Here is a 16,157-nt window from a genome sequence, read left to right as displayed (position 1 = left end):
CTCAGCTCCCCGGGCGAACGTGCCCGTCGCCGAAGGCCAGCCACTTCGTCGACGTCAGCTCGGGAAGTCCCATCGGCCCGCGGGCGTGCAGCTTCTGGGTGGAGATGCCGATCTCGGCGCCCATCCCGAACTCGCCGCCGTCGGTGAACGCGGTCGACGCGTTGACCATGACCGCGGCCGCGTCGACCTGCGCGGTGAACTGCCGGGCCGCGCGGACGTCGCTGGTCACGATGGCCTCGGTGTGCCCGGAACCGTGCGCGCGGATGTGCTCGACGGCGTCGCCCAGCGAGTCCACCACCGCCGCAGCGATGTCCAGCGCCAGGTACTCGGTGTCCCAGTCCTCCTCGGTGGCGGCCACGACGTTCGACCCGCCGTAAGCGACGATCCGCTCGTCGCCGTGCACGGTCACGCCGGCGGCGCCCAGCTCGGCCAGCGCGCGCGGCACGAACTCGTCGGCGATGTCCTCGTGGACCAGCAGGCCCTCCGCCGCGTTGCACACGCTGGGACGGCGCGCCTTGGAGTTGAGCAGCAGCCGCAGCGCGGTGTCGACGTCCGCGCTCGCGTCGACGTAGACGTGGCAGTTGCCCACGCCCGTCTCGATCGCCGGAACGGTGGCCTGCTCGACCACGGCCGAGATCAGACCGGCACCGCCGCGCGGGATCACCACGTCGACCAGTCCGCGCGCGGTGATCAGGTGCTGCACCGACGCCCGGTCGCGGCACGGCAGCAGTTGCACGGAGTCGTCCGGCAACCCGTGCTCGCGGACCACGTCGGCGAGCACCGACACGAGCGCGGTGTTGGAGTTCTCCGCCGACGACGATCCCCGCAGCAGGACGGCGTTGCCCGCTTTGAGCGTCAGCCCGGCGGCGTCCACCGTGACGTTCGGACGTCCCTCGTAGACGATGCCGACCACGCCGAGCGGAACCCGGACCTGCTGCAACTGGAGCCCGTTGGGCAGCACGTTGCCGCGCACCACCTCGCCGACCGGGTCGGGCAGCCCGGCGACGGTGCGCAGCCCGGAGGCCATCGCGGCGATCCGGTTCGGGTCGAGGCTGAGCCGGTCGACCAGGCTGTCCGGCATCCCGGCGGCACGGCCCTCGGCGACGTCGAGTTCGTTGGCGGCGAGGATCTCCGGAGTCCGCCGCACCAGCGCGTCGGCCATCGCGTTCAGCACCGCGTCCTTGGTCGCGCGGGTGGCCTGGGCGAGCTCGGCGGCGGCGCGCTTCGCGCGGCGCGCGGCGTCGCGGACCTGCTCGCGCAGCTCGTCGCCGACGCCCTCGGCGCTGGTCGTGGAAGCCTCAGTCGTCGTGGTCACCCGCCCAGACTAGTCCGTGCCGCAACGCCGACCGCACCGGACGTGTCCGCGTCGGCGCAGGCAGTCAGCGTTCCCCCGGAGGAGATCTCCCGGGCATGTCCGGTAGGAATCGGGGCGTGGACGAACACGCCCTGCGGGAACTCGCCGAGGAACGACTCCGCGCGCTGGCCGGCCCCGAGGCCGCTCTGCGCGACGACCAGTGGCACGCGATCCGCGCGCTCGTCCTGGAGCGACGGCGCGCGCTGGTGGTGCAACGCACCGGTTGGGGCAAGTCCGCGGTGTACTTCGTCGCGACCGCGCTGCTGCGCGAACTGGGCGAGGGACCGACCGTGATCGTCTCGCCGCTGCTGGCCCTGATGCGCAACCAGGTGGAGGCCGCCGCAGCGGCCGAGGTGCACGCCGCGACGATCAACTCGGCCAACCCGGAGGAGTGGTCCCGGATCGAGGAGCAGGTGGCGGCCGGGGAGGTCGACGTCCTGCTGGTCAGCCCGGAACGGCTGAACAACCCGGACTTCCGCGACAGCGTGCTGCCGGAGCTGACGCAGCACGCGGGGCTGCTCGTCGTCGACGAGGCGCACTGCATCTCCGACTGGGGTCACGACTTCCGCCCGGACTACCGGCGGCTCCGGACGCTGCTGGCCGAGCTGCCCGAGGGCGTGCCGGTGCTGGCGACGACCGCGACCGCCAACGACCGGGTCGTGCAGGACGTCGCCGACCAGCTCGGCGTGGGCGCCGAGGGGACTCTGGTGCTGCGCGGCAGCCTCGACCGGGAATCACTGCGGTTGGGGGTGCTGCGGCTGCCGACCGCGCAGGCCCGACTGGCCTGGTTGGCCGGTCACCTGGCCGACCTGCCCGGATCGGGGATCATCTACACGCTCACCGTGGCGGCCACCGAGGAGGTCGCGGCGTACCTGCGCGACCGGGGCTACGAGGTCGCCGCCTACTCCGGGCGCACCGATCCCGCGGAACGCCGGCGGGCCGAGGAGGACCTGCTGGCGAACCGGGTCAAAGCACTGGTGGCGACCTCGGCGCTGGGCATGGGCTTCGACAAGCCGGACCTCGGATTCGTGGTGCACCTGGGCGCCCCCTCCTCCCCGATCGCCTACTACCAGCAGATCGGCCGAGCGGGACGCGGCGTGCGACGGGCCGACGTGCTGCTGCTCCCCGGTCCGGAGGACCGCGACATCTGGAGCTACTTCGCGTCGCTGGCCTTCCCGCCCGAACCGACCGTCCGCGCGATCCTCGACGTGCTGGCCCGCGAGGGCCGGATGTCCACCGCGGCGCTGGAACCGCACGTCGAACTGGGGCGCACCCGCCTGGAGATGGTGCTGAAGGTGCTCGACGTGGACGGAGCGGTGCGGCGCGTCAAGGGCGGCTGGGAGGCGACCGGCCAACCGTGGCACTACGACGCCGAGCGCTACGAGCGGATCGCGGCGGAACGCCGCAACGAGCAGCAGGCGATGGTGGACTACCTGGAAACCTCCGGCTGCCGCATGGAGTTCCTGCGCCGACGCCTCGACGATCCGCACGCCGAGCCCTGCGGGCGCTGCGACAACTGCACGGGTCGGCACCACTCGGCCGACGTCGACGAGCAGGCCGTGCAGGAGGCCGAGGAGCGCCTGCGCCGCCCGGGCGTCGAGCTGTCCGCCCGCCGGATGTGGCCCAGCGGCATGGCCGCGCTCGGCATCGAGGTGTCCGGGAAGCTGCCCGCGGCCGAGCAGGCCGAGCCGGGGCGGGCGGTCGGCCGCCTGACCGACATCGGGTGGGGCAACCGGCTCCGCGAGCTGTTCGCCGCCGGAAGCCCGGACCAGGAACCACCGGAGGACCTCTTCCAGGCGACCGTGCAGGTGCTGGCCGCGTGGGACTGGGCGCAGCGGCCGGTCGGAGTCGTGGCGCTCGGCTCCCGCACCCGCCCGCGCCTGGTGCGCGGGCTGGCGTCGCGGCTCGCCTCGATCGGACGGCTCCCGCTGCTCGGGGAGATCGCGACGAACCCGGACACCGCGCCGCGCCGCGCGACGAACAGCGCGCAGCGGGTCGCCGCGCTGTGGCGGCAGTTCCGGGTCACCGACGACCTGGCCACCCGGCTGTCCGCACTGGACGGACCGGTGCTGCTGGTGGACGACTACTCCGACACCGGGTGGACGCTGGCGATCGCGACCCGGCAGCTGCGCCGAGCCGGTGCGCCTGCGGTGCTGCCGTTCACGCTGGCCGTGACGGGCTGAGCGGCGTCAGCGCAACGGCACCAGGTCGTCGGCGTGGACGACCTCGCGGCGCTGCTCGGGCGGGAGCTCGTGGCTCGACCGCCCGATGAGCTGCGGCAGTTCGCCCGCGTCGTAGGCCACCACTCCCCGGGCGACCACCTCGCCGGAAGGCGCCACGAGCTCGACCACGTCACCGCCGTCGAAGGCCCCTTCCACCGCGGTGATCCCGGCGGCCAGCAGCGACCGGCGGCGCCGGACCACAGCCGTGACCGCCCCGTCGTCCAGCCACAGCCGACCGCTGGCGCCCGCCGCGTGCGCCAGCCAGAACCGGCGGGCCGACAACCGGCTGCCGGTGGCGGCGAAGGCGGTGCCCACGTCGGCCGGGCCGAGCGCGCGGTCCGCGAGCGCGGCCGAGGTCAGCAGCACCGGGATCCCCGAGGTGCAGGCGACGCGCGCGGCCTCGACCTTCGAGGCCATCCCGCCGGTGCCGAGCCCGGAGGCACCGGCGCTGCCCGCCCGCACGCCGACCATGTCCTCCTCGCCGTTGACCTCGCGGATCGCCGACGCCCCGCCGCGGCGCGGGTCCCCGTCGTACAGGGCGTCCACATCGGACAGCAGGACGAGCGCGTCGGCGCCGACCAGGTGGGAGACGAGCGCGGCGAGGCGGTCGTTGTCGCCGAACCGGATCTCGTGCGTGGCGACCGTGTCGTTCTCGTTGACCACCGGGACCGCGCCGAGCCCCAGCAGCCGGTCCAGGGTGCGCTGCGCGTTGCGGTAGTGCCCGCGCCGCACCACGTCGTCGGCGGTGAGCAGGACCTGGCCGACGATCAGGTCGTGGCGGGAGAACGACTCGGCGTAGGCGTGCGCCAACGCCTGCTGGCCGACGCTGGCCGCGGCCTGCTGGCTGGCGAGGTCCCGGGGACGCCGCCGCAACCCCAGTGGCGCGATCCCCGCGGCGATCGCACCCGAGGACACCAGGACGACCTGCCCACCGTCTACGACGCGCCGAGACACCGTGTCGACGAGCGCGTCGAGGCGGTCCTGGTCGAGCCCGCCCGAGGCGGTGGTCAGCGACGACGACCCGACCTTGACCACGATCCGCTGCGCCGCCGCGACGGCCTTGCGCGTCGTGGACGCCTCGCCGCTCACTCCTCGTCCTCCTCGTCGACCTCCTCGACGTAACCGCCCTGCTCGTCCAACGAGGTGCGACGGGCCCGCCGCGCCGCCTTGCGGTCGGACGCCGATGTCCGGTCGTTGTGCTCCAACCGCATGTCCGTGCCGCGGCGCCCCATCACGGCCGCGACCCCGGCCGGGGTGGACGGCTCCCAGTCGAAGGTCATGCTGCCGATGGTGACCTGGCTGCCCGGCTGCGCCCCCTGCTTGGCCAGCTCCTCCTCGACACCGAGCTTGGCCAGCCGGTCGGCCAGGAAGCCGACGGCCTCGTCGTTGTCGAAGTTGGTCTGCCGGACCCAGCGCTCCGGCTTCTCGCCGCGCACCACGAAGGCGTCCTCGACCTGCGGATCCGGCTCGACGGTGAAACCTCCGTCGTCGACCGCGGTCGGCCGGACCACGACGCGCGCCGGTTCCGGCGGCGGCAGCTGCGCGCGGTAGCGCTCCACCTCGGCGGCCATGGCGTAGCCGAGCTCCCGCAGTCCCTCCCGGGAGGCCGTGGAGACCTCGAACACCGGCCAGCCGCGCTCCTGGAGATCGGGGCGGACCAGATCGGCCAGCTCGCGCGCCTCCGGCACGTCCACCTTGTTCAGCACCACCAGCCGCGGTCGCGAGGCCAGGTCCGGCCCACCGTGCTCGGCCTGCAACGCGGGTGTGTACTGCGCGAGTTCCGCCTCCAGCGCGTCCACATCGGACAGCGGGTCGCGGCCGGGTTCCAGCGTGGCGCAGTCCACGACGTGCACCAGCACCGCGCAGCGCTCGATGTGCCGCAGGAAGTCCAACCCCAGCCCGCGCCCCTCGCTGGCGCCCGGGATGAGCCCCGGCACGTCGGCGACGGTGAACACGGTCTCGCCCGCGGTGACCACGCCCAGGTTCGGCGCCAGCGTGGTGAACGGGTAGTCGGCGATCTTCGGACGTGCCGCCGAGAGCACGGAGATCAGCGACGACTTGCCCGCGGACGGGAAACCGAGCAGCCCCACGTCGGCCACCGACTTCAGCTCCAGGACCAGGTCCAGTTCGTCGCCCGGCTCACCGAGCAGTGCGAAACCGGGCGCTTTGCGGGCCTTCGACGCCAGCGCCGCGTTGCCCAGACCGCCCCGGCCGCCGTGCGCGGCGACGAACGTGGTGCCCGCGCCGACCAGGTCGGCCAACACCTCGCCGTCCGGGGTGAGCACCACGGTGCCCTCCGGCACGGCCAGTTCCAGGTCCTCACCGATCGCACCGTTGCGCAGGCTGCCCCGCCCGGGCTTGCCGTTGGACGCACGGGCGTTCGGTCGGTAGTGGAAGTCCAGCAGCGTGTGCACACCCGGGTCGACGACCAGCCGCACGTCCCCGCCCCGGCCACCGTTGCCGCCGTCCGGACCGCCCAGCGGCTTGAACTTCTCCCGGTGCACCGAGGCGCAGCCGTTACCGCCGTCGCCTGCCGCGACGTGGATGGTCACGCGGTCGACGAACCGCGACACGAATGCCTCCAGGAAAGATCGGATCTACTCGACTTCGGTACGAGCGCGGCCACGAGGGCCCGGGAAACAAACGACGAGGGGCGGGCCGGACTGTGCCGGACCCGCCCCTCGTCGGGAGATGTTTCGCAGCCGAGAGCCGGGTCAGGCCTCGGCCGGGACGATGCTGACGGCCCGCTTGCGGCCGCGGTAGCTGCCGAACTCGACAGTGCCTGCGGTCAGCGCGAACAGGGTGTCGTCGCCGCCACGCCCGACGTTGAGACCGGGGTGGAACTTGGTGCCCCGCTGCCGGATGAGGATCTCACCGGCCTTGACGACCTGGCCGCCGTAGCGCTTCACCCCGAGGTATTTCGGGTTCGAGTCGCGGCCGTTCCGAGAGCTGGATGCGCCCTTCTTGTGTGCCATGACTACTCAGGTCCTCACTTGTTGATGCCGGTGACCTCGACGCGGGTCAGCTTCTGGCGGTGACCCTGGCGCTTGTGGTAGCCGGTCTTGTTCTTGAACTTGTGGATGCGGATCTTGGGGCCCTTGGTCTGCTCGACCAGCTTGCCGGTCACGGACACCTTGGCCAGCGCGTCAGCGTCGGTCGTGACCTCGGAGCCGTCGACGACCAGAAGCGCCGGGAACGTGACCTCGGAGCCCAGCTCGCCATCGAGCTTCTCGACCTCGACGACGTCCCCGACAGCCACCTTGTACTGCTTGCCGCCGGTCTTGACGATCGCGTACATGAGTCGGAAGTCTCCTGCTGCTCGGTTTCGCTACTTCACCAGGTCTGCGGCGGACGCCCACCCCGGGAGGACCGGGGATTCCTACCACGCCGCTGGTGCAGCGTCTCGGTGGGTTCCTGTCTCGACAGCCGAGCCCCGGGGGCACCTCGCCGCCTCAACAGGCGTTTAGCCTCTCCGCCCGTCCGGCGGCGAGAAGTTCTCACCCATCATACAGACCACCCCGGCCCGCCCCGACGACCGGGGCTTCTCGGCGAGCGATCCGGATCCGCGACGCGTGCGCCGCGCGGGAAAGAAGGCCCGCTCCAGGCGGGCCGCACCAGGTTACGCCGCCGCTTCCCGGACTCGGCCGGCACCCCCTCCCGGAACGTTCATCGACGCGGATTCGCAGGTCCCGGCTTGCTAACGTGGATCATCGCTCGACTGGGAACTGGGGAACGCAGCGTGACAGAGATCGCCTCCGAGACCGGCCGGGACGAGCGCACCACCACCGAAACCCGCTTCGGCGCCGCGCGCCGGTTCGGTCCCGTGCTGCTCGGCCTGGCAGCGGCCGTGCCGCCGTTGATGATGCTCCGGGAAGTGCTGCGCTCGCCGCAGCTGCACTTCTACGACTACTGGTGGGTGCTGCTGGACATCACCCACGACGACGGGTCGTTGCGCCCGTGGGCGTTGTTCGGCTTCCGCAACGAGCACCCGTTCGTCCTGCCGAGCCTGCTGTTCTGGCTCAGCGCCCGCTTCGGGCACGGGCTCAACCAGCCGCTGGGCCTGCTGATCATCGCGTTCGGCGTCGGCTGCGTGCTGCTGGTCCGGGCGATGCTGCCCGCGCACCTGAACCGGTGGCAGCGGGCCGGGCTCGTGACCGCCACCTCGACGCTGGTGTTCAACCCGCACGGCATCCACAACTACGTGCGCTCGATGAGCGGCGCGTCCTGGATCCTCGCGATGCTGCTGGTGCTCACCGCGCTGGCCGCGATGCAGCGCGAGCACCGGTTCACCGCGGTCGGCGCCGGGCTCCTCGCGTCGATCAGCTACGGCACGTCGTTCGCGGTGTGGCCCGCGCTGGCCGTCCTGGCGCGGCTGCGCGGGGAACGGCGGCGCTGGGTCGTCGCGCCGGTGGTGATCGGGGTCGTCGTGGTGGCCGCGTGGCTCGTGCTGCGCGGACCGCAGGGCGGCGGCGGCAGTTCACCGACCGACGACCCGGCGCAGGCGATGCTCGCCGGGCTGAGCATGCTCGGCATGATCTGGACGGGCACCCAGCCGACCGCCGCCCTGCTCGCGGGCGTGGCCGGGATCGCGGTGCTCGCGCTGCACGCGCGCCTCGACCGGGAGCAGCGGCGGGCGAGCGCGGCGTGGTGGGCGCTGGCGGTGTACGCCGTCGGGTGCGCGGTGATGATCTCGGGTTCTCGCGCGGCGTTCGGCGAGACCGCGGGCTTGCAGAGCCGCTACAACAGCATGACCGCCGCGCTGTGGATCGCCGTGCTGGTGATCGTCGTCGCGTGGCCACGCCGCCCCGGGATCCGGACCGCCGCGGTGGCGGGCACCGTCGTGGCCACGGTCGCGCTCGGCGCCCCGATGGCGCAGGGCGTGCGCGACGACGCGCCGAACCAGCAGCTGTTGGCGGTCGCCGCGCGCATCGGGCACCCGGACGCGTTCGCCGACCGGTTCCCGGCACCGGACCGGCTCCTGCCGCGGCTGCGGGCCCTGGGGCACTACCCGTTCTCCCCCGAGTTCACCCTCGGCTGCGGCGACGGCGTCGAGATCGGCTCCCGGGTGAACACCGCGACCTGGCGGGTGCCGAGCCTGGGCAGCTACCGGGAACCGCGCCCGGATGGGCGGGACGTGCTGCTCAACGTCGAGACCGACCAGGTGCGCGGCGGGGCCCGGATGCTCGGGGGCTGGGCGATCTCCGGCATCGAACGCGCCCGGTGCGCGGCCGTGCTCGACGCCGGCGGGACCGTCGTCGGCGGTGGCGTCATCGACCTCCCCCGCGCGGACGCCGAAGCGCAGACCCCGGGCATCGAGATCGGCCTGGGCTTCCAGGCCGTGGCACCCGCCGGGAACACCGGGCCGCTGCGGGTCGCCTTCCGGTTCCCCGACGGCTGGTGGATCCGGCCGCTCACCGAGAACCCGCAGGTCGCGTCATGACCGACGAGATCGAGGTGTCGCTGCTCGCCCCGGCGAAGAACGAGAGCGAGAGCCTGCCCCGGCTGTTCGCCGAGATCCGCGAGGCCATGGCGGGCCGTTCGTGGGAGCTGGTGGTCGTCGACGACGGCAGCACCGACGACAGCTGGCGGGTGATCGGCGAACACGCCGCCGCCGACCCGCGGATCCGGGGCATCCGGCTGCGCCGCAACTTCGGCAAGGCCGCGGCGCTCGCCGCCGGGGTCGCCGAGGTGCGCGGTCGGTTGCTGGTCACGCTGGACGCCGACCTGCAAGACGACCCGGCGGAGATCCCCCGGCTGCTGGCCGAGCTCGACGCCGGTGCCGACCTGGTCAGCGGGCACAAGGCCGAGCGCAGGGATCCGCTCGGCAAGCGCCTGCCGTCGAAGGTGTTCAACTGGGTCACCGGGTTGATCACCGGGTTGCGGCTGTCCGACCACAACTGCGGGCTCAAGGCCGCCCGCACCGAGGTGTACCGGCGGGTTCCGCTCTACGGGGAGCTGCACCGCTACATCCCGGCGCTGGCGCACCGGCTCGGTTACCGCGTCCGCGAACTGCCCGTCCACCACCGCGCCCGCGTGCACGGCAGGTCGCACTACGGCCTGGAGCGCTACGCGCGCGGCGCGCTGGACCTGCTCACGGTCGTGGCCCTCACCCGCTACGGACGGCGCCCGGCCCACCTGTTCGGCGGCCTGGGCCTGCTCGCGGGCACGATCGGCACGCTGATCCTGCTGTACCTGACCGGCGTGTGGCTGTTCACGCCGGAGTCGATCGGCACCCGACCGCTGCTGACGCTGGGCATCCTGCTGGAGATCTTCGCGGTGCAGATGGTGTCGCTGGGCCTGCTCGCCGAACTGGTCCTGCACCGCACCGGGCGCGACGCGGACGTGACCATCCTGGTATCCGACACCACCGGATGACGGTGACGCTGGGGGTGCGAGTGACTACTGAGGATCACCGCGCCGTATCGTCAGCTGCGTGCAGCCGGCGACGAAACTACGACTGTTCGCTTCGGTGTTCGGACTGGCCGGAACGGTGCTGGCACTGCTGGTGCCGTTCCTGCCGGTGGACCACGACGTCGCCACGCTCCGGTGGCCGACCGCGCAGGGCACCCGGGCGGTGTCCGCGCCCCTGGTCGCCTACTCACCGGTGTGGCTCGACGCGCGGGTGCCGTGCGCCGCGGTGCGGAGCCTGGACTCGCGCACGACCGGGCCCGGGACCCTGCTGAGCACCAACCCGCCGTCATCGGACTACGGCAAGCTGACCGGCCTGGTCCTGCAGGTCGACCGGGGCCAGGTGGCGCTGCTGTCCCGCGGGCAGCAGGCGGGCACGACCGCGCTGACCACCGGGAACTGCGCGCTCGCGGTGCGTTCCGACGCGTCCGGCACGGTGGCCACCGTCGACGGCAAGCCGTGGGTGAAGCTGACCGGTGACCAGCGCCCGCAGCTCACCGGGGTCTACTCCGACCTGGACGGCGGGCGCGACGACGTGCGCGGGCTGGCCTTGCAGGCCCGCGTCGACGACCGGTTCAGCAGCCACGCGACCGTGCTGAAGCTGGTGGTGATCGGGCTGGCGGTCGCGGCCTTCGCCGGGTCGGTGGTGTGCCTGCGGCGGTTGGACGTGCAGGCCGGTCGACGACCGCCGCGGCTGGCGCCCGCGGGCTGGTGGAAGCCGACGCCCCGGGACGCCGCGGTCGGCGCGACGCTGGTCGTGTGGTGGCTGGTCGGTGCCATGACCTCCGACGACGGCTACGTGCTGAGCATGCTGCGCTCGCGGGAGTCGGCCGGGTACGTCACCAACTACTACCGCTGGTTCGCCAACCCGGAGTCCCCGTTCGGGTGGTTCTACGAGCCGTACTCGCTGTGGGTGCAGGTCTCCACCGCCACGCCGTGGGTCCGGCTGCCCGCGTTGCTGATGGGCCTGGTGAGCTGGCTGTTGATCAGCCGCGAGGTGCTGCCCCGGCTCGGCCAGCAGGTGCGCCGCAGCGGCGCCGCGGGCTGGGCCGCCGCCGCGGTGTTCCTCGCGTTCTGGTTGCCCTACGACAACGGCATCCGGGCCGAACCGGTGGTGGTGCTGTTCTCGCTGCTGGCGATGTGCGCGGTGGAGCGCGCGGTGGCCACCGGACGGCTCGTGCCCGCCGCGCTCGGGCTGGTGGGGGCCGCGCTGTCGGTGGGCGTCAACCCGCACGGCCTGGTCGCCGTGCTGCCGTACATCGCGGCGCTGAAACCGCTGTTCAGGCTCGTGCGCAAGCGGGCGCGGGAGTTCGGGTGGCTGCCGGTCCTGGCGCCGTTCTCGGCCTCGGGTTTCGTGATCCTCACGCTGGTCTACGCCGACCAGACCTGGCGCTCGGTGCTGGACGCCATGGAGCTGAAGACCACCTTCGGCCCCAACGCCCACTGGTACGAGGAGCTCAGCCGCTACAGCCTGCTGTTCAGCCCCAGCCCGGACGGCTCGCTGACCCGCCGTTTCCCGGTGCTGCTGGTGATCTTGTGCCTGGTGACGTGCGCGGTGGTGCTGCTGCGGCGCGGGCGGATCCGCGGTGCCGCGCTCGGGCCGAGCCGACGGCTGCTCGCGGTGACCGCGCTGTCGTTCGTCGTGCTGGCCCTGACTCCCACCAAGCACACCCACCACTTCGGGATCTTCGCCGCGTTCGGCGGCGCGCTGGCGGCGCTGACCGCGTTGGCGACCAGCAGCACCGTGCTGCGGTCCCGGCGCAACCGGGCGGCGTTCGTCGCCGGGCTGATGGTCATCCTCGCGTTCGCGAGCACCGGGCCGAACGCGTGGTGGTACGTGTCCGGCTGGGGCGTGCCGTGGTTCGACAAGCCGCCGTCGTACCACGGCCACAACGCGAGCACGCTGTTCCTGGTGTTCGCCGGGATCGCCGTGATCGTCGCCCTGGTCGAGCACCTGCGCGTCGACGAGCACAACCCCCGGGTCGTCGACGAGCGCTGGGACCACCCGGAGAAGCGGAGCCGTGCGCTGCGCCTGGGCACGGCACCGCTGTCGGTGTTGTGCGCGCTGATCGTGCTCGGTGAACTCGCCGCGTTCGGCAAGGCGATCCACCACCAGCGCACGAGCTACAGCCTCGGCGCCGACAACGTCCGGCAGCTCGTCGGGTCCAGCTGCGGGCTGTCCGACTACGTCCAGGTGGAAACCGATCCGCGCGCCGGGGTGCTGCCGGTCTCGCCGCAGCAGCCGGCCGCGGCGGCGCCGGACCTCCACGTGCCGCAGCGCCTGGCGGGCAAGGAGACCCCGGCCCAGTACCTGGCCGCCAAGCAGGACGGGTTCGCCGACCCCGGGGTCCCGCCGACCAGCCACGTCGCGCCCGAGGAACCGGACTGGAAACCACCGCACCGGTTCGGCGGCCCGGACGCCCCGGTCTGGGGCAGCTACGACGCCGCCGGTCTCGGCACCGGCGAGCTGCGCACGCCGTGGTACGACCTGCCCGAGCGGGCCCGCACCGGTCAGGTGCCGCTGGTGCTGTCGCTGGCCGGCGCCGAGACCGGCGCCAACTCCGTGGTGTTCGAGTTCGGCCGGGACACCGAGCAGGGATTTCGGATCACCGGCCACTACACGGTGTTGCAGGGACCGCCGCCCGGCTGGCGGGACCACCGCTACGCCCTCGGCAGCGAGGCCCGGGGCGCGACGAAGATGCGGGTCGTCGCCGTCGACCACGCCCTCGGCCACGAAGGCTGGCTCGCCCTGACCGCACCGCGCGCGCCGCGGCTGACGACGATGACCGACGTCGTCGGCGACTCCCCCGCGTTCGTGGAGTGGCCCGCCGGTCTGGTGCACCCGTGCCTGCGGATCTCCGGTCTGCACCACGGCATCGCCGAGATGCCCAGGTACCGGATCTCGGCGGGCGCGGAGGTGCGCGACATCGGGCAGGGCTGGTCGGCACCGGACGTCGGGGGGCCGTTCGGCTGGCTCAACGTCACGTCGAGCGTGCGGGTCCTGCCGACGTACGTCCGGGGCGATCCGCAACGCGACTGGGGTTCGTTCTACGAGGTGGATCCGTTCGACCCGGCCGCCCTGCCCGCCTCGGCCGCCCTGGACCTGCACACCGAGACGCACTGGGGCACGTGGACCCCGGGGCCGCTCGAACCGTCCCTCGACCTGCCCGGCGACGTCCCCCGCTCGGACGACCGCAGCGACGTCCCGAACTCCGCGGGACAGCGCTGAGCGACCCGCCCCCGACGCGAAGCGGCCGACCCGTGCTCCACGGGTCGGCCGCTCACTCGCAGATCAGCTGTCGGCGGGCGTCGCGTCCTCCACCGGCGGCCCGGCCGGCCGCGAGACGGCCCGGCGGCTGCGGCGCACCGGCTGCACCGGAGGTGGCGGCACCGCGGCGCCGTTGTCGGTGCTCGACTCCACCGGCTGCGCCGACTTCGACAGCACCAGCGGCGTCACCGGCGATCCCGCGCTGCCGCTGGGGCGGCTGGCCCGCCGCCGTGCGCGACCGTTGGCGGCGGGCTTGGTGGCCTGCGGTTCCTCGGCCGGGGCCTGCTCGGCTTCCACCGGCTCGGGTGCCTCGGCCTGCTGGGCAGCCGCGGCCGGTGCGGGCTCGGCCACCGGCTCCGGCTTCGGCTCGACCTTGGCGGGTTCCTCCCGCTGCCCGGCCTTGGCGGACTCGCGCCGCTCGGCCTTCGCGGGCTCCTTCCGCTGCTCGGACTTGGCGGATTCCTTGTCCTGCTGACCGCTTTCCTTCTGCTGCTCCTGCTGGGCAGCGGGCTCGGCGGGTGCCTCCTGGTGCTTGCCCCGGTGGCGGTTGCGGCGCGAGCCGTTGCCGTTGCCGTTCCCGCCGCCGTTGTGGTGGGTGACCGGGTCGGTGGACACGATCAGACCGCGACCCCGGCAGTGCTCGCAGGTGCTGCTGTAGGCCTCCAGCAGACCGGTGCCGACGCGCTTGCGGGTCATCTGGACCAGGCCCAGCGACGTGACCTCGGCGACCTGGTGCCGGGTGCGGTCGCGGCCCAGGCACTCGGTCAGCCGCCGCAGCACCAGGTCGCGGTTGGACTCCAGCACCATGTCGATGAAGTCGATCACGATGATGCCGCCGATGTCGCGCAACCGGAGCTGCCGGACGATCTCCTCGGCCGCCTCCAGGTTGTTCCGGGTGACGGTCTCCTCAAGGTTCCCGCCCGAACCGGTGAACTTGCCGGTGTTGACGTCGATGACGGTCATCGCCTCGGTGCGGTCGAGCACCAGGTAGCCGCCGGAGGGCAGCCAGACCTTGCGGTCCAGCGCCTTGGAGATCTGCTCGTTGATCCGCTGCTCGGTGAACACGTCGTTCTTGCCGACGTGCTTGTGCAGGCGGGGCACCAGGTCCGGGGCGACGTGCTTGACGTACGCCTCGATGGTGTCCCACGCCTCGTTGCCCTGGACGGTCAGCGACGAGAAGTCCTCGGTGAACAGGTCGCGGACGACCTTGATCAGCAGGTCCGGCTCCTCGTAGAGCAGCTGCGGGGCCTGCGCGCCCTGCGCCTCGGACTTCTCCTTGATGACCTCCCACTGGGCCTGGAGGCGGCGGACGTCCCGGTCCAGCGCCTCCTCGCTGGTGCCCTCGGAAGCGGTCCGGATGATCACCCCGGCGTTGTCCGGCACGATCCGCTTGAGGATGTCCTTGAGCCGCTTGCGCTCGGTGTCCGGCAGCTTGCGGCTGATGCCGGTCGCACCGCCGCCGGGCACGTACACCAGGAACCGCCCCGGCAGGCTGATCTGGGTGGTCAGCCGGGCGCCCTTGTGCCCGACCGGGTCCTTGGTGACCTGGACCAGGACGCTGTCGCCGGTCTGCAGGGCCTGCTCGATGCGGCGCGCCTTGCCCGCCAGACCCGCGGCGTCCCAGTCGACCTCACCGGCGTAGAGCACCGCGTTGCGGCCCCGGCCGATGTCGACGAACGCCGCCTCCATGCTGGGCAGCACGTTCTGCACGCGGCCCAGGTAGACGTTGCCGACCAGCGAGCCGGTGCCCGAGGACGTGACGAAGTTCTCGACGAGGACGTTGTCCTCCAGGACCGCGATCTGGGTCTGCTCGCCGTTCTGCCGGACGACCATGCGCCGGTCCACGGACTCGCGGCGGGCCAGGAACTCGGACTCGGACAGCACCGGGGCGCGGCGGCGACCGGCCTCCCGGCCGTCCCGGCGGCGCTGCCGCTTGGCCTCCAACCGGGTCGAGCCCTTGACGGCGCGCACCTCGTCGTCGCTGCTGTCCTGCCTGGTCTCGGCCGGTTCGCGGACGTGCACGACGGTGTTCGGCGGGTCGTCCTCGCGCGTTCCGGACTCGTCGTCGGACGAGCCCTTCCGACGGCGCCGACGGCGGCGGCGACGGCTGCCCTCACCACCGGACCCGCCCTCGGACTCGCCGGCCTGCTGCTCCTCGCTCGACTCGGCCTGCTCGGCCTTGGTCTCTTCGGCGGTCTCGGCCTTGTCCTCGGACGCCTCGGCGTCCTGCTCTTCGCCGCCCTGACCGGCCTGCTCGGACTCGGCGCCGCGCCCCCGGCCGCGGCCGCGGCGACCGCGGCGGCGGCGACGGCGACCCGACGACGACTCCGACTCGTCCTCCTCGGACGTGCCGGCGCTCTCGGCGGCCTCTGCCTCCTGGGGAGCCTCGGTGGGCTCGGTCGGCTTCGGCGCCGGACGCGCCTCCTGCGTCTCGGGCGCCAGGAACATGGCTTCCGGAGCGGCGAACACCGGGGCCAGTCCAGCGGCGGCCTGCGACTCGGCCGACTCGGCGGACGCGAAGTCCGCGGCGGGCACGGCCGGGGCCGCAGCGGGCTCCGCAGCCGCCGCCGGCTCCGGGGCCTGCGGCTCGTCGGCCTCGCCGGTCCCCTCCTGCTGCTCCTCGATCATCTCCGGGTGCAGCGTGCGCACCACCTGCAGCGCGACCTCGCGCGTGATGTTCGACTGCGCGCTGCGAACCGCTTCGCCGAGTTCCTCCAGCGTCTTGATGATCTCGCGGCTGCTCGACCCGAGCAGCTTCGCCAGGGCGTGCACCCGCAGCTTCGCGGGCAGCTCGATGGTGCCCCGATCTTCGCGGGTGGGTGCGGGCGATTGCCCGCTGGCGTTCCCAGCGGGTGTGTCCGTGTTCAACATCCAGCTCCTCCGCCCCCGGGCGCGTCCGGTGGAC

The 16,157-nt window shown here is 73.0% G+C and carries 10 protein-coding genes; 4 read left to right on the top strand and 6 right to left on the bottom strand.

Annotation, left to right across the window (positions count from 1 at the left end):
- Position 1 precedes the first annotated feature (1 nt).
- Positions 2-1,315 carry a glutamate-5-semialdehyde dehydrogenase gene (locus NV263_RS05645; RefSeq protein ID WP_263251488.1) on the bottom strand — a complete coding sequence of 438 codons (1,314 nt, stop codon included), beginning with the start codon at positions 1,313-1,315 and terminating at the stop codon, positions 2-4.
- A 116-nt stretch (positions 1,316-1,431) separates the two neighbouring features.
- Between NV263_RS05645 and NV263_RS05640 the strand changes: the two genes are divergently transcribed.
- Complete coding sequence (locus NV263_RS05640) at positions 1,432-3,537, top strand: RecQ family ATP-dependent DNA helicase (RefSeq protein ID WP_263251487.1); 2,106 nt, start codon at positions 1,432-1,434, stop codon at positions 3,535-3,537.
- Positions 3,538-3,543: 6 nt separating this feature from the next.
- Here NV263_RS05640 and proB read toward each other — a convergent pair whose 3' ends face one another.
- The 4 genes from proB to rplU all read right to left on the bottom strand — a co-directional run bounded on the left by proB (position 3,544) and on the right by rplU (position 6,874).
- A complete protein-coding gene (gene proB, locus NV263_RS05635; protein ID WP_263251486.1) occupies positions 3,544-4,665 on the bottom strand; it encodes a glutamate 5-kinase in 1,122 nt (373 codons plus the stop codon).
- The gene (gene obgE / locus NV263_RS05630; protein ID WP_263254072.1) at positions 4,662-6,161 is read right to left on the bottom strand and encodes a GTPase ObgE; all 1,500 of its coding nucleotides are present in this window, start codon (positions 6,159-6,161) and stop codon (positions 4,662-4,664) included. The genes proB and obgE overlap by 4 nt, the downstream gene beginning before the upstream one ends.
- A 129-nt stretch (positions 6,162-6,290) precedes the next feature.
- Positions 6,291-6,551 (bottom strand): 50S ribosomal protein L27, encoded by a 261-nt coding sequence (gene rpmA / locus NV263_RS05625; protein WP_263251485.1) that lies wholly within the window; start codon positions 6,549-6,551, stop codon positions 6,291-6,293.
- Positions 6,552-6,565: 14 nt separating this feature from the next.
- Positions 6,566-6,874, bottom strand: a complete 309-nt coding sequence (rplU, locus tag NV263_RS05620) for a 50S ribosomal protein L21 (protein WP_263251484.1) — start codon at positions 6,872-6,874, stop codon at positions 6,566-6,568.
- 441 nt (positions 6,875-7,315) lie between these two features.
- Between rplU and NV263_RS05615 the strand changes: the two genes are divergently transcribed.
- Genes NV263_RS05615 through NV263_RS05605 form a run of 3 tightly spaced genes read left to right on the top strand, consistent with a single transcriptional unit; the run spans position 7,316 to position 13,213 of the window.
- Positions 7,316-9,016 (top strand): hypothetical protein, encoded by a 1,701-nt coding sequence (locus tag NV263_RS05615; protein WP_263251483.1) that lies wholly within the window; start codon positions 7,316-7,318, stop codon positions 9,014-9,016.
- Complete coding sequence (locus tag NV263_RS05610) at positions 9,013-9,951, top strand: glycosyltransferase family 2 protein (protein WP_263251482.1); 939 nt, start codon at positions 9,013-9,015, stop codon at positions 9,949-9,951. The genes NV263_RS05615 and NV263_RS05610 overlap by 4 nt, the downstream gene beginning before the upstream one ends.
- A gap of 58 nt (positions 9,952-10,009) precedes the next feature.
- On the top strand, positions 10,010-13,213 hold the full coding sequence (locus NV263_RS05605; RefSeq protein ID WP_263251481.1) for an arabinosyltransferase domain-containing protein: 3,204 nt from the start codon (positions 10,010-10,012) through the stop codon (positions 13,211-13,213).
- Positions 13,214-13,276: 63 nt separating this feature from the next.
- Here the strand turns inward: NV263_RS05605 and NV263_RS05600 are convergent, their stop codons facing one another.
- The gene (locus tag NV263_RS05600) at positions 13,277-16,123 is read right to left on the bottom strand and encodes a translation initiation factor IF-2 N-terminal domain-containing protein (RefSeq protein ID WP_263251480.1); all 2,847 of its coding nucleotides are present in this window, start codon (positions 16,121-16,123) and stop codon (positions 13,277-13,279) included.
- Positions 16,124-16,157: the final 34 nt, after the last annotated feature.

Origin of the sequence: Saccharopolyspora rosea (assembly GCF_025643595.1) — a bacterium.
Classification (GTDB): domain Bacteria; phylum Actinomycetota; class Actinomycetes; order Mycobacteriales; family Pseudonocardiaceae; genus Saccharopolyspora; species Saccharopolyspora rosea.
Note: the sequence above shows the minus strand (reverse complement) of the source record. Positions and strands in the feature narration are given on the sequence as shown.

Coding starts and splice junctions, on each gene's coding strand:
- rpmA (WP_263251485.1), bottom strand. CDS start 6,551: ATGGCACACAAGAAGGGCGCATCCAGCTCTCGGAACGGCCGCGACTCG.
- rplU (WP_263251484.1), bottom strand. CDS start 6,874: ATGTACGCGATCGTCAAGACCGGCGGCAAGCAGTACAAGGTGGCTGTC.
- NV263_RS05610 (WP_263251482.1), top strand. CDS start 9,013: ATGACCGACGAGATCGAGGTGTCGCTGCTCGCCCCGGCGAAGAACGAG.
- NV263_RS05600 (WP_263251480.1), bottom strand. CDS start 16,123: ATGTTGAACACGGACACACCCGCTGGGAACGCCAGCGGGCAATCGCCC.